Here is a 14,221-nt window from a genome sequence, read left to right as displayed (position 1 = left end):
AGTTTGGTGAAGACGATGCAGTAGATGCTGTTCAAGATGAACCTAAGTTAGAAACAGAAACGCCAGCTCCAGAGCAAGCTGCTGAGGAAGAGTTTTCGTTCGACGATCTAGAGCTGCCTGAGTTTGACGAAGACGATGCATTAGATGCTGTTCAAGATGAGCCGCAGCTAGAGACGGAAACGCCAGAAACAGAAACGCCAGCTCCTGAGCAAACAGTTGAGGAAGAGTTCTCGTTCGATGAGCTAGAGCTGCCAGAGTTTGACGAAGATGATGCACTAGATGCTGTTCAAGATGAGTCGCAGCTAGAGACGGAAACGCCAGAAACAGAAACGCCAGCTCCTGAGCAAACAGCTGAGGAAGAGTTCTCGTTCGACGATCTAGAACTGCCAGAGTTTGACGAAGACGATGCGCTAGATGCCGTTCAAGACGAGCCGCAACTAGAGACAGAAGCTTCAGTTCCAGAGCAAGCTGCTGAGGAGGAGTTCTCGTTCGATGATCTAGAACTGCCAGAGTTTGACGAAGACGATGCATTAGATGCTGTTCAAGCTGAGTCGCAACTAGAATCAGAAGCGCCTGTTCAAGAGACAGTCAATCAAGAGTCTTCAGTTCAAGAGCCTTTAGCTCAGGAAGAGTCGGCTCAAGAAGATTTGACTTCAGAAGTTCCAGCACAAGAACGAGCAGCTGAAGACGAATTCTCGTTCGACGATTTAGAGCTACCAGACTTTGGAGAAGAAGACGCTTTAGCTGAGATTTTAAGTGGTGAAGATGATGCTCAACTCGAGCAGGACCTTACCATCGATGATGGCGCGCTAGAGCTTGAAGAGAGTGAACTGCCAGAATACGACGAAGAGAGTGCAAAAGCAGATGCGGTGTTGGATGACATCGAACTGGAGCAATCTGAGCCTGTCCCTCTTGAGCTGGGTGCGGAGCTTGATGAAAGTAAGCTACCTGAGTATGGAGAAGATGAAGCGCTTAGCGATGCGTTTTCTGAAATTGGTGAGCCACTTAATACATACGGCGCGCAAGCGGAAGAGCAAGATGCACTGCATGATCTTTTCTCTGGAGCGAATAGCTTTGCAAATGATGAGATTACGCCGCATCAGCCTGAAGCAGGACAACCATCATCGCCAGTTACTCAAGATGAACCATTAGAGGGTTTTGACGAGTTCGATGAATCAGCATTAGCTGAGTTGCTGTCTGAAGATGTACAAGACTCGGTTGACTCTATGTTCGACCAGCCAATGGACAACACCGCTATCGATAGCGCAGGTCTTGATATTGATGCAATGTTGGAAGTGGGTGGCGAAGATTGGAAAGGTTTCAGCTTAGAGCCTGAACAGCAATCGAGCCTATCTCATGAAATGCCTGATGACCAGCAAGAGATTTGGGAATCGGCTAAGCATCAACCAGAGCCTCAAATCAAAGAAGAGAACTGGGGTGCGCAAGACCAACTGCTCGAAGCAACGGCTGAAAAAGAGCAACAGTTCATGACTATTGATGAACTGATGGCTCAGGTAGAGCAAGAAGACGGCGAGATGGTGAACCCTGATGAGGAAGAACTCAAGCTAGATGTTGGCCTGAACGAGTTCCCAGATGTAATTGGCGATATCGGTAATTATGATGTCGATAGCAATGCTGAAGCTGCAGGTAAGCTAGATCTTGCTAAGATCTACATTGAGATGAGCGATCCGCAAGGTGCGATTAAGTTGTTAGAAGAGGCCATTGTTGATGGTTCTGATGAAATTCGTCGAGAAGCTAAAAACTTAATTGATACGTTAAACGGACGCTAAGCCAAGAAAATGAGAAGAGAGCCAGATACACGGCTCTCTTTTTTTATCGGTAGTTTTCCGTCAAGCGATTTGGGATACGCTCCTTTTGCGTATATACTTCGAGCCCCATTTTCAAAGAGAACAAAAACATGAAAATTGCTTTAGGTATTGAATATGATGGTACCCACTATTTTGGTTGGCAACGCCAACGTGACGTAAAGAGTGTCCAAGAATCTTTGGAAAAGGCGCTTTCGGTTGTCGCAAACCACCCAGTTGAAGTGCAATGTGCAGGTCGAACAGACGCAGGCGTACACGGTACAGGGCAGGTCGTTCACTTTGAAACCAATGTAAACCGTAAAATGGTGGCATGGACAATGGGTGCTAATGCAAACATGCCCAAAGATATTGCGGTTCGTTGGGCAAAAGAGGTACCTGAAGATTTTCACGCTCGTTTCTCTGCAACAGCGCGTCGCTACCGCTACGTGATATTCAATCATGCACTTCGCCCGGGAATCTTGAATTCAGGCGTGAGCCACTACCACGGTGAACTTGATGAAAAGAAAATGCATGAAGCAGGGCAGTACTTACTGGGCGAAAATGATTTCACTTCATTCCGTGCAACGCATTGTCAGTCCCATAGCCCTTGGCGCAATCTAATCCACCTCAACGTTACTCGCCATGGACACTATATTGTCATCGATATTAAAGCCAATGCATTTGTGCATCACATGGTGCGTAATATCACGGGCAGCTTGATTGCTGTCGGTAAAGGTGAGCAAAAGCCGGAATGGATTAAGTGGTTGCTTGAAGCCAAAGATAGAAAGCTAGCTGGTGCTACTGCTAAGGCTGAAGGTCTCTATTTGATTGATGTGGATTATCCTGCACACTTTGAGCTTCCAAGAGAGCCAATCGGCCCGCTGTTTTTACCTGATAATTTGAACTAAATGTGGGACTTAGGTTCAAAAAATATTGCGAAATCGTGCGTAAAATAGCTCATGAAAATAGGTACAACCAGTTTTTTATCTACACTTGCTGTTTTATGTGCTTTAATCTCCTCGCATAATTCCCAAATTTATTTCTTTCGCAATTAGGCGGAAGAATCGAAAGAAAAGGTCTTCCATGAGTTGGCTTGAAAAGATTTTAGAAAAAAGCAACATCGTAACTTCTCGTAAAGCGTCTATCCCTGAGGGTGTTTGGACTAAATGTACTTCTTGTGAGCAGGTTCTTTACCATGCTGAACTAGAGCGTAACCTAGAAGTATGTCCAAAATGTGACCATCACATGCGTATGAAAGCGCGTCGTCGTTTAGAAACTTTCTTAGATGAAGGTGAGCGCGTCGAGCTAGGTTCTGAGTTAGAGCCACAAGATAAGCTAAAATTCAAAGATTCAAAGCGCTATAAAGAGCGTATCTCTTCTGCTCAAAAGGGCAGTGGTGAAACAGACGCACTTGTTGCAATGAAAGGTGAGCTGCTAGGTCTACCTATCGTTGCTTGTGCATTTGAATTCTCATTCATGGGCGGATCAATGGGTTCGGTTGTGGGTGCTCGTTTCGTTCGTGCGGTTGACGCAGCTATCGAGAACAACTGTGGTCTAGTTTGTTTCTCTGCTAGTGGCGGTGCTCGTATGCAAGAAGCACTGATGTCTCTTATGCAGATGGCAAAAACCAGTGCAGCTCTAGAGCGTCTTTCTGCGAAAGGCCTACCATTTATCTCTGTAATGACAGACCCAACAATGGGTGGTGTTTCAGCAAGTCTAGCGATGCTAGGTGACGTGAACATCGGTGAGCCGAAAGCACTTATCGGTTTTGCTGGTCGCCGTGTTATCGAGCAGACTGTACGTGAAGACCTACCTGAAGGTTTCCAACGCAGTGAGTTCCTACTAGAGCATGGTGCTATCGATATGATCGTAGATCGTCGTGATATGCGTCAGCGCGTAGGTAGCCTAATCGCGAAAATGACTAACCAGCCTTCACCATTAGTAGTTTCTGTGAACGATTCACCGAATGAAGCTACTTATGAAGTACCAGAAGCGCCAGAAAAAGGGTAAAGTACCATCTAACAAACCTACTTACATATGGTTATGAGTTAGATGAGTCAACAACCTATTCCTCAAGCCACATCCTCTCTCGAGATGTGGCTTGATTATTTAACAAACATTCACACCAGTGCGATCGACCTCGGATTAGACCGTGTTCAAGCTGTCGCACAGAAATCCAATCTCACCAAACCTGCTAAGCATGTGATCACTGTTGCTGGGACGAACGGCAAAGGCTCAACATGTGCTTTGATGGAAGCGATTCTTCTTGATGCTGGCTACTCAGTTGGCGTATACAGCTCTCCACACCTGATTCGTTACAACGAGCGTGTCCGTATTAATGGGCAAGACCTTTCTGATCAACAACTGGTCGACTCTTTCGATTTCATTGAGAAAGAACGTGGCGAAATTAGCTTAAGCTTTTTCGAGTACGGTACTTTAGCTGCTCTACGTGCCTTCCAAGTTGAAAACGTTGATGTGGTACTTTTAGAAGTGGGTCTCGGCGGGCGTCTCGATGCGACCAATGTCGTTGACCATGACGTTTCTGTTATCACGAGTTTAGCGGTCGATCATGTTGACTGGCTGGGTGATGATATTAACGTGATTGGTTTTGAGAAAGCCGGTATCTACCGTAGTGGTAAACCTGCAATCTGTGGCCAACCTAAGCCGCCAGCAACCGTCGCTGCACACGCAGACGATATTCAAGCTGAGTTCTACCAAGTTGGCATTCAATACACATATGAAGTGACGGGTGACACTTGGAACTGGCACAGCGGTGCATTCCAGCTAGAACAGCTACCAATTCCAAGCTTGCCACTACCGAATGCTGCAACCGCGTTGATGGCACTTGGCACATCAGAACTCGACATCAGTGATGTTAATGTTGTAAACGGCCTCAAGAACGCTCAACTTCCTGGTCGCATGCAGAAGATCAGTGATAAGCCAACAATCGTTTTAGATGTGGCACACAACCCGCATTCGGCTGAATATTTTGTAAAGCAAGTTGGTCAACAGTATGCAGGTAAAACACTGCATGTGGTGGTGGCTATGCTGCACGACAAAGATATTCCTGCCACGCTAGATGTACTTGCTCCAATTGCTCAGCATTGGTATCCAGCATCACTGCAAGGCCCAAGAGCAGCGAAAGCAGCAGAGCTATGTGAAAGCCTACCAAATGGCACAACAGAGTACTCATCGCCTGTAGAGGCATTTGAGGCGGCTCTATCTACTGTAAGCGAAGACGAAGTGATTCTTGTTGTGGGTTCATTCCATACGGTGGGTGAAGTACTGGAGCATTGGCAAACAAAAGGAAACTAAATGGCAAGTAAATTCCAAAGCCGCTTAGTGGGCACCATTATTTTGGTGGCCGTGGGCGTTATTGTTCTTCCGGATGTACTGGATGGCAAAAAGCTTCACTACAAAGAGGAGTTTGCAAGCATTCCAATTAAACCTGAACTTGAAGGTGATGTTGAAGTGTTTGAGGTGCTTGATCCTGTCGAAGACGAAATTGCGCTACCTGATTCTCCAGTAGAAGCGATTGTACAAGAGTCGTCACAGCCAGAAACAGTCACAGCCAGCAAAGAGAACAAAGTCGATGATAATGTCGAGATTGCTATCAAGCCGGTGACTGAGAAGAATGAGTATCAAGATAGCGCGTGGATCATCCAATTAATGGCATTGAAAAATGCAGACAACGCTAAGAACGTTGTGAAGGATCTGCAAAAGCGTGGTTATCAAGCTCATACCAAGCAAGAAAAAACATTTACGCGAGTAATAATTGGCCCAGATATCTCTAAATCCAAACTTGAGCGTCAAATTAAGGAATTAGAAAAAATTACTGGTTCAAAAGGCCAATTGCTCAAATTTAAACCGTTAAATCCATAAGAAAACGTTTGCGTCGGCATTTTTTCTGTTAAAATGCGCGCCAACTTAAGATGAAGAATTCATGAATTGGTTAGATTTTGTCATTTTAGGGGTGATCGGCTTTTCAGCTTTGATCAGTTTAGTTCGTGGTTTTGCTAAGGAAGCATTGTCACTCGTTATTTGGTTTGGTGCGTTTTTTATCGCCAGCCAGTATTACGCCAAATTGGCGGTTTACTTTACAAATATCGAAGATGACATGTTTCGAAATGGCGCCGCGATAGCAGCACTGTTTGTTTCGACTCTGGTTGTCGGCGCGTTAATCAATTACGTGATTGGACAGCTAGTACAGAAAACAGGCTTGTCTGGTACAGATAGAATCCTGGGTATCGTCTTTGGCGGTTTACGTGGTGTTCTGATTGTGTCAGCTGTGCTGTTTTTTATGGATGCGTTTACTGCATTCCCAAGTTCTGAGTGGTGGAAGAACTCGCAGTTGGTTCCTGAATTCAGTCGAATCATTGCACCGTTCTTCGAGCATTTACAAGCAACATCAAGTTTCTTATCTGGCGCGCTTTAGCGCCAGTTAATGTCGAAAATCGAGGATTAGGACATGTGTGGTATTGTTGGAATCGTGGGTTCAACACCTGTAAACCAGTCAATTTATGACGCTTTAACGGTATTGCAGCATCGTGGCCAAGATGCCGCTGGTATTTGTACCATAGAAAGCAATCGTTTTCGTCTGCGTAAGGCGAACGGTTTAGTTAAAGATGTTTTCGAAGCTAAACACATGCAACGCCTCCAAGGTGATGTTGGTATCGGTCACGTTCGTTACCCAACAGCAGGTAGCTCTAGCGCTTCTGAAGCTCAACCTTTCTACGTAAACTCGCCATTTGGCATTACCCTAGCTCACAACGGCAACCTAACGAACGCAAACGAAGTTCGTGAGAAGCTGTTTGAAAAAGACCGTCGTCACGTAAACACAACATCAGATTCTGAAGTACTGCTAAATGTACTGGCTCACGAGATCGATACTGTGAAAGGTAACGTAACGTCTGATGATGTGTTCCGCGCAGTGGCTAATGTACACCGCACCATTCGTGGCGCTTACGCAGTAACAGCAATGATCATCGGCCACGGTATGATTGCTTTCCGCGATCCAAACGGTATCCGCCCACTGTGTCTTGGTAAGCGTGAAGTTAATGGTCGTACTGAGTACATGGTTGCTTCTGAGTCGGTAGCGCTTGATGCGGTTGGTTTCGATTTTGTGCGCGACGTTGCACCGGGCGAGGCTATCTACGCTACGTTTGAAGGTGAGCTGTTTACCAAGCAGTGTGCTGACAATCCAAAACTGAACCCTTGTATTTTCGAATTCGTTTACTTTGCACGCCCAGATTCTTTCATCGACAAGATCTCGGTCTACAGCGCACGTGTTGAGATGGGTGAAGCACTAGGCCGTCGTATCAAAGACGAGTACTCAGACCTTGATATCGACGTGGTTATCCCAATCCCTGAAACATCGAATGACATTGCTCTACGCATTGCTCAGGCGATCGATAAGCCATACCGCCAAGGCTTCGTGAAGAACCGTTACGTTGGTCGTACTTTCATCATGCCGGGTCAACAACAACGTAAGAAGTCTGTTCGTCGTAAACTTAATGCGATTCGCTCTGAGTTCAAAGGCAAGAACGTACTTCTAGTAGATGACTCTATTGTTCGTGGTACAACATCTGAACAGATCATTGAGATGGCTCGAGATTCAGGTGCTAATAAAGTTTACATGGTTTCAGCTGCACCAGAAGTACGTTTCCCGAATGTTTACGGCATCGATATGCCAAGTGCAAACGAGTTGATTGCGCACGGTCGTGACAATCAAACTATCTGTGACCAAATCGGTGCAGACGCGCTTATCTTCCAAAAACTGGATGATTTGATTGAAGCGGTAGGTCAAGGCAACCAAGACATTACTCAGTTTGATACTTCAGTATTCAACGGTGAGTACGTTACAGGTGACATCGACCAGAAGTACCTAGATTTCCTAGATGCATTGCGTAACGATGATTCAAAGATTCAGCGTGAGATTCAGCAGGATTTAGCAAACCTCGAACTACACAACGAAGGTGCGTAAGCTTTATTCACAGTTGTGTAGGTGAATTTATCGCTTTCTCAGCAAAACAAATACTAAAAACCAGAGCATCGGCTCTGGTTTTTTTATGGGGTAAGCAGAATGTCGTGCTTAGTGAATGTGGTACGCGATCACAAAATCGATAAATAGGCGCACTTTTTCTGGTAGGTGATCTTTGTGGTTATAGAGCATATAAATGTCTCTCGGGTTAGCACTCCAATCATCTAACACTCGTACTAAACTGCCATCTTCAATGTACTCACGGATCATAACATCTGGCATTAGAGTGATGCCTAAGCCTTCTGAACATGCCTGTCTTACCACGTTTAACGCGTTAGCATTAAAGCGGCCTTTCTCAGTGTTCACAACGCTCTCATCGTTAGAGTTGCTTAGCTGCCATTTAATTAAAGGGTAGCCTTTGAGAAGTGAGTGGTTAGCCAACTCTTCCGCGTGGGTAGGGGCTGGGTTTTTCGCTAAATAATCAGGACTTGCTACAAGTATGTCCTTAACTTCGCTGATCTTACGAGCAATAAGACTAGAGTCTCGCTGCGGGCCAACACGGAAAATAACGTCCCATTCGGTCGGGTCGAGTTGGTCAGCTTGGTTGTTCATCATCAGCTCAATGTTGATATCTGGGTATTGACTCATGAAGTCGCTGAACATCGGCATCATCATTCGCTTGGTCAGGTTTGATGGTGCAGAAATACGGATTTTACCTGATGCGCCCTTGCAGACATCAGTCAGTTCTTCGGCAGTCGATGCCAAACGTTGTAGTAATGGTGAGCACTCATTGAAAAAACGCTCGCCAGCCTCTGTCAATGAAAGTTTACGCGCATGTCTGTTGAGAAGCCTCAGGTTTAGAGAGTCTTCCAAAGCTTGAATACGTCGTGTGATCGTCGCAACCGGAATCATAGTCTTGCGTGATGTTGCGGTGTAGCTCCCATTTTCGACGACTAATCGAAACAGGTTTAAATCATCTAATTTCATAAATCCAGACACATTTGTTTACAAACTCACTTAATTTATACGTAACACTGAGAACAAAGTTTGCGTCACGTCAACTTGTTGCACTATTTACAAGTATTCCAATCCCTGATGGCAATTACCAGTAAAGTTGGTAAATTTGTGTATTCACCATTTTATTACTAAGTTTGATAAAGAGTTCTTAGAACAGATAACAATAATAAATCGACTTTGTTTTGTGAGGTTAATGAGTATGTATAAAACTCACAGTCAGCCCGTTACGACCTCGGCACAGGAAGCGCTCAACCAAAAATGCATTATGTTGGTTGATGATGACCCCATTTTTCGCCGCATAACTTCAGCATACTTGGATGCTGTCGGTTACCGTGTGGTTGAAGCTGAAAACGGCTTAGACGCACTTCAAAAATTACGCGACGCAGCACCCGATCTCATCGTGTGTGATCTCTCTATGCCGATACTCGATGGTATCGAGCTCGTAGAAGAGTTAAGTCTCGAATACCCATCACTGCCTATGATTGTGGTTTCCGCAACTGATGAAATGTCAGATGTTGCTAAAGCACTGCGCTTTGGTATTAAAGATTTCTTGCCCAAGCCGCTGGAAGATCCAAACCACTTGGGCAGTGCCATAGAAAATACCCTGAAAGACTCCTTTGATAATATGAATAATCAAAGGGATTTTTCGAGCCAATGGTTCAGTGTCGATGATGGCGGTGAGATACCCGAAGATCAAGAACTGCATTGGCACCTGAATTATTTACAGAATAACCCGAGCGCTGCGCGAGATTTGCTGCATGCGTTGTTACCGGATAAAGACACCAGCCAAGGCACTTGGCGCAGCAGCTATCGTCTGTTGCAGTCAACAGAGATGATGCCCTTGGTGTTTGATTATGCTTGGTTAATGAATGGGCAGTTTGCGTTTTATCTTGTGGATTCTTCATCGTCATCTGAGGGTGGGGCGGCCACCACTTTGTTAGTGAGAGCTCTGTTCCACGATTACGTTAGAAATCTGCAAAGTTTCAGTGCCGATCTAAAAGATATGGCGGAGATTTTGGAGAAGGGCATTCAATGTTCACAGTGTGCGACCCCGGTGAATGCACTGTTTGGTGTCGCTAACCTAGCTGAAGGCACGATTTCGATTTTGCCAGCAGGATTGGATGGGCAGTGGTCAAACGGCCTTATCAATCAACATATTGCCGCAGGGCAGAGGTTGGGCGACAACTGCAAGAAGAATTTCATTACCGATAGGTTGCCGATAGAGACAGGTTGTCAGCTCTCTTTGAGCCTTTTAGGTTCAGCCAGTTTTAGCCTCGATTTGCATCAAGGCGGTGGAGATTAACCCTACAGTTGCTTGGTATTTGTAGGTGTTTTATTAAGGTATAGTTGCAAAATTGTGTGGCTATACCTTTTTTGTTGAGTGTCATTTAGCAAAAATTATCTGGGTCTAGCGTTAATTTTGTAAGAAAGAAGTAATCATGGCAGATAATCAAGATTTTAAAGACCCGTTTAATGTATTCTACTTTTTAGGATTTTTATTAACGTTTGCAGCGATTCCGCTACTACCAGCAACCCTAACGCTTTACCGCGTTTTCAATGGTTACGCGACATTTTAAAGACTTCTGGAGGTCACAATTAGCATCAAAGTTCTTAGCCTGAACCTCGCTGGTGGCCTCTGCATCATCCTCGCTTTTCTAGGCATCGTTTTACCTCTACTGCCAACAACACCTTTTTTGCTGCTAGCAAGTGCTTGTTTTATGCGAAGTAGCCCGCGTCTACATCGTTGGATGCATCAACACCCAACACTTGGCCCTCTACTCACCAACTGGTATGAACATGGTGCGGTAACTAAACGCGTTAAAAGTCGTGGTGTGTTATTTATTCTTCTTAGCTTTTCACTCTCTATCTACTTTGCACCTATTGTATGGGTAAAAGTGTTCTTAATTGTTGTACTTGCTATTCTTCTCACATGGTTTATTCGCCTTCCGACCCATGAGTTAGTTGCTGACAGCAAAGAAAATCACTAACATTAAGCCAGTGTGCCTGCTGACTTATAGCGGGCGTTTATTTTTTCAGCATCAGAGTTATGACTCTGATTGCAATGAAAACCAACCAAGCCTTTCTCAAGCAAAATTAGTAACGACGATGGCGTTGATTGATGTTGGGAAAGCGGCCTAATGAAGTGCATCACTATTATGAACACAGAAAAAATCGCTCTGATCAAATCAAGCATCAAAAGCATTCCTGATTACCCAAAAGCGGGCATTCTATTTCGTGACGTAACCAGCCTTATGGAAGACCCGGCTGCGTACAAAGCGACGATCGAACTGCTAGTGGATACCTACAAAGATATGGGCTTCACTAAAGTAGTTGGTACGGAAGCACGCGGTTTCCTATTTGGTGCGCCTTTAGCGCTCGAGCTGGGTGTTGGTTTTGTTCCTGTTCGTAAGCCAGGCAAGCTACCACGCCAAACTGTGGCACAGTCGTATGAGCTTGAGTACGGTACAGATACGCTTGAGATCCACACTGACGCGATCTCTGAAGGCGATAAAGTGTTGATGGTCGATGACCTATTGGCAACAGGTGGTACTATTGAAGCAACAACTAAACTGATTCGTCAGCTTGGTGGTGTTGTAGACCACGCAGCCTTTGTTATTAATCTTCCTGAAATTGGCGGTGACAAGCGCTTAGAAGGTCTAGGCCTTGAAGTGTTCAGCATCTGCGAATTTGACGGTCATTAATCCTTTCGGAATTATTCATGAGCTATCTAGCGTTAGCGCGAAAATGGCGACCAACGAAGTTTAAAGAAGTCGTTGGTCAAGCCCATGTTTTAACAGCTTTAGAGAATGCACTTAGCCAAAACAGGTTGCACCATGCATATCTGTTTAGCGGTACTCGAGGTGTCGGTAAAACGACCATCGGCCGCTTGTTTGCTAAGGGGCTAAACTGTGAAACAGGCATTACCTCTACACCTTGTGGTGAGTGTGCAACCTGTAAAGAGATCGACGAAGGTCGCTTTGTTGATCTCCTAGAAATCGATGCGGCGTCTCGAACCAAAGTTGAAGACACACGTGAGCTATTGGACAACGTTCAATACAAGCCTGCTCGTGGTCGCTTTAAGGTTTACCTTATCGATGAAGTTCACATGCTTTCTAGGCACAGTTTTAATGCCCTTCTAAAAACCTTAGAAGAGCCGCCTGAGTACGTGAAATTCTTATTGGCAACAACGGATCCTCAGAAGCTGCCTGTGACAATTTTGTCTCGCTGCCTGCAGTTCCATTTGAAGCCTATCAGCGTTGATAACATCCACGAGCAGCTTGATCACATTCTTGAAGAAGAGAAGGTGACGACTGAGTCTCGCGCTCTGGGAATGATAGCGCACGCTGCTGATGGTAGTATGCGTGATGCGTTGAGCTTAACCGATCAGGCAATTGCATTGGGTAACGGCAATGTAGCAACTGACATTGTTTCCCATATGCTGGGTACGCTAGATACTGATCAAGCGATTCACCTGCTTGAGGCTATCAGCAGTAAGCAGCCACAAACTGCAATGGCGTGTATCCAAGCACTAGCTGAGAACGGTGTCGAATGGGATGGCCTATTGAATCAGTTGGCGACTCAACTGCATCGATTGGCTATGTATCAGGCTCTACCAGCTTCGTTAGATAAAGCTCAGCCAGATGCTGAAAAGATAGAACTCCTTGCACAAGCACTCAGCCCGCAAGACGTGCAGCTCTATTATCAGATCGTGCTTAAAGGGCGCGAAGACCTGCCTCTTTCACCAACGGCTCGAGTTGGTATTGAGATGGTTGTTCTGAGAATGTTGGCATTCCGCCCCGCTGCAGAGATATCGTCAAGCGCTATCTCGACTGAGCCTGCGGAGTCGAAAGCGACAAGTGCTTCCAAAGTAGCACCAACACAAGCTACGCAACCTGCTAACCCGGCGCAGCCTATGAATCAGGCTCAGCCAATGGCTACACCTCAACAACAGGCGCCAACAGGGCAGCCAATGCCAAGCTCTATGCCACCGCAAGGTTACGGCCAACCGAGCGCACCACAATACTCAGAGCCTCAAGGGTATCCTGACTCTGGTTATATGGGTGGCCCACAGGATATGCCTCCGGCGTATGATGATCATGGGCAGTATGGCGCTCCTGCTGCGCCAATGAGCCAGCAACCTGCAACACCTGCTCCAAGCCAACTTGTAGCACAAAGTCAGCTTGCGCCGGCTTCTGAGCGTCCTGCATCACCTGTTAGCGGGTTACGTCATCAGTTACGTTCTCAACGTAAAGGTGCAACACCAGACGCAAGAGGCAGTGCACCAAAAAAGGCTAAAGCGACACCAGCTAAAACTTCAGTTCTCGACCGAGTTGCTCAGCAACACGGTGGTTCTGAGCGGGTGTCGCCAACTTCTCTCCCTGCAGCATCGACACAAAATGTAACCGATGATAATGAACCTTATCGTTGGAAACCGTCTAAACCTGTAGTAAAAGAGGTCTCAAAAGAGCTAACACCTACTCAGATAAGACGCGCGTTAGAGCACGTTAAAACACCTGAGATGACTGAAAAGCTGTTGCATGAGTCGATCGCTCAAGATGAATGGTCGGCAACCATACAAAAGCTTGAAACGGCGAAACTTGTCGAGCAGTTGGCACTGAATTCCGTGTTCAGTAAAAACGGCACGTCAATTAGTCTGATGCTACGACCAACACAAGCACACTTGAATACCGACAAAGCGCAGAGTGAATTACTGCAATCACTGAATACTGTACTAGGTGAAGAGTGCCATTTAAGTGTTGAGATCGGCGAATCAGGCGAAACGCCACTAGAATTACGTGAGAGGCTGTATCAAGGTAAGTTGAAAGATGCTTTCACCAGCCTTGAGAATGATGCCAATGTCCAGTTCATTGAAAAGCGCTTTGCTGCTGAGCTGGACAGAGACAGTGTTCGTCCAATTTAGTCACCGCGAATGTGGTCATAGGCAATATGTCCTTCGTCACATTAACAGTATCGTAGGGTTGAATCAGAACGGTTCAACCCCCATTAAGTCAGTTATTGCTTAATGTATTTTATAACCAATTAGACCAGAGAGATTATCATGTTTGGTAAAGGTGGTATGGGCAACCTAATGAAGCAAGCCCAGCAAATGCAAGATCGCATGCAAAAGCTTCAAGAAGAAATCGCAAATATGGAAGTAACCGGTGAATCTGGTGCTGGCCTAGTAAAAGTAACGATCACTGGTAGCCACAGTGTGCGTCGCGTTGATATCGATGAAAGCCTAATGGAAGACGATAAAGAGATGCTTGAAGATCTTATCGCTGCGGCATTCAACGATGCAGCTCGTCGTGTTGAAGAGACTCAAAAAGAGAAAATGGCTGGCGTAACTGGTGGTATGCAACTTCCACCAGGTATGAAGATGCCTTTCTAATTCGTTTTTCTCAATGATGCGCTAAGTGCA

Annotated in this window: 14 protein-coding genes; 13 read left to right on the top strand and 1 reads right to left on the bottom strand. The window is 45.6% G+C overall.

From position 1 onward, the window contains the following. The 7 genes from KI743_RS17730 to purF all read left to right on the top strand — a co-directional run. Nucleotides 1-1,790 (top strand): FimV/HubP family polar landmark protein (locus tag KI743_RS17730; RefSeq protein ID WP_285467493.1); only part of this gene is annotated, 1,790 nt, incomplete at its 5' end. Between the two features lie 128 nt (nt 1,791-1,918). After that, complete coding sequence (gene truA / locus KI743_RS17725) at nt 1,919-2,713, top strand: tRNA pseudouridine(38-40) synthase TruA (RefSeq protein WP_032551902.1); 795 nt, start codon at nt 1,919-1,921, stop codon at nt 2,711-2,713. 175 nt (nt 2,714-2,888) lie between these two features. Beyond that, complete coding sequence (gene accD / locus KI743_RS17720) at nt 2,889-3,815, top strand: acetyl-CoA carboxylase, carboxyltransferase subunit beta (RefSeq protein ID WP_032551903.1); 927 nt, start codon at nt 2,889-2,891, stop codon at nt 3,813-3,815. A gap of 42 nt (nt 3,816-3,857) precedes the next feature. Beyond that, nucleotides 3,858-5,120 (top strand): bifunctional tetrahydrofolate synthase/dihydrofolate synthase, encoded by a 1,263-nt coding sequence (folC, locus tag KI743_RS17715; RefSeq protein WP_285467491.1) that lies wholly within the window; start codon nt 3,858-3,860, stop codon nt 5,118-5,120. Further along, nucleotides 5,121-5,687 (top strand): SPOR domain-containing protein, encoded by a 567-nt coding sequence (locus KI743_RS17710; RefSeq protein WP_150893853.1) that lies wholly within the window; start codon nt 5,121-5,123, stop codon nt 5,685-5,687. It abuts the gene before it with no gap. 61 nt (nt 5,688-5,748) lie between these two features. Then, a complete protein-coding gene (locus KI743_RS17705) occupies nt 5,749-6,240 on the top strand; it encodes a CvpA family protein (RefSeq protein ID WP_032551906.1) in 492 nt (163 codons plus the stop codon). Nucleotides 6,241-6,273: 33 nt separating this feature from the next. Next, entirely contained in the window at nt 6,274-7,788 is a 1,515-nt protein-coding gene (gene purF, locus KI743_RS17700) for an amidophosphoribosyltransferase (protein ID WP_032551907.1), read from the top strand. A 108-nt stretch (nt 7,789-7,896) separates the two neighbouring features. Here the strand turns inward: purF and KI743_RS17695 are convergent, their stop codons facing one another. Then, entirely contained in the window at nt 7,897-8,772 is an 876-nt protein-coding gene (locus KI743_RS17695; protein ID WP_150893855.1) for a LysR family transcriptional regulator, read from the bottom strand. 229 nt (nt 8,773-9,001) lie between these two features. Here KI743_RS17695 and KI743_RS17690 point away from each other — a divergent pair, with 229 nt between their 5' ends. The 6 genes from KI743_RS17690 (at nt 9,002) to KI743_RS17665 (ending at nt 14,191) form a co-directional block, all read left to right on the top strand. Continuing rightward, the gene (locus tag KI743_RS17690) at nt 9,002-10,105 is read left to right on the top strand and encodes a response regulator (protein ID WP_032551909.1); all 1,104 of its coding nucleotides are present in this window, start codon (nt 9,002-9,004) and stop codon (nt 10,103-10,105) included. A gap of 136 nt (nt 10,106-10,241) precedes the next feature. Continuing rightward, nucleotides 10,242-10,379 carry a hypothetical protein gene (locus KI743_RS17685; RefSeq protein WP_032551910.1) on the top strand — a complete coding sequence of 46 codons (138 nt, stop codon included), beginning with the start codon at nt 10,242-10,244 and terminating at the stop codon, nt 10,377-10,379. 6 nt (nt 10,380-10,385) lie between these two features. Beyond that, entirely contained in the window at nt 10,386-10,790 is a 405-nt protein-coding gene (locus KI743_RS17680; protein WP_050487439.1) for a YbaN family protein, read from the top strand. Between the two features lie 168 nt (nt 10,791-10,958). Then, nucleotides 10,959-11,504, top strand: coding sequence for an adenine phosphoribosyltransferase (gene apt / locus KI743_RS17675; protein WP_032552216.1), 546 nt, complete (start codon nt 10,959-10,961; stop codon nt 11,502-11,504). 17 nt (nt 11,505-11,521) lie between these two features. After that, nucleotides 11,522-13,723, top strand: coding sequence for a DNA polymerase III subunit gamma/tau (gene dnaX / locus KI743_RS17670; protein WP_285467487.1), 2,202 nt, complete (start codon nt 11,522-11,524; stop codon nt 13,721-13,723). A 138-nt stretch (nt 13,724-13,861) separates the two neighbouring features. Beyond that, nucleotides 13,862-14,191, top strand: a complete 330-nt coding sequence (locus KI743_RS17665) for a YbaB/EbfC family nucleoid-associated protein (RefSeq protein ID WP_004748326.1) — start codon at nt 13,862-13,864, stop codon at nt 14,189-14,191. The last annotated feature ends 30 nt before the right edge of the window (nt 14,192-14,221 follow it).

It is taken from the genome of Vibrio sp. D420a, from assembly GCF_030248625.1.
GTDB classification, from domain to species: domain Bacteria; phylum Pseudomonadota; class Gammaproteobacteria; order Enterobacterales; family Vibrionaceae; genus Vibrio; species Vibrio fortis_A.
Note: the sequence above shows the minus strand (reverse complement) of the source record. Positions and strands in the feature narration are given on the sequence as shown.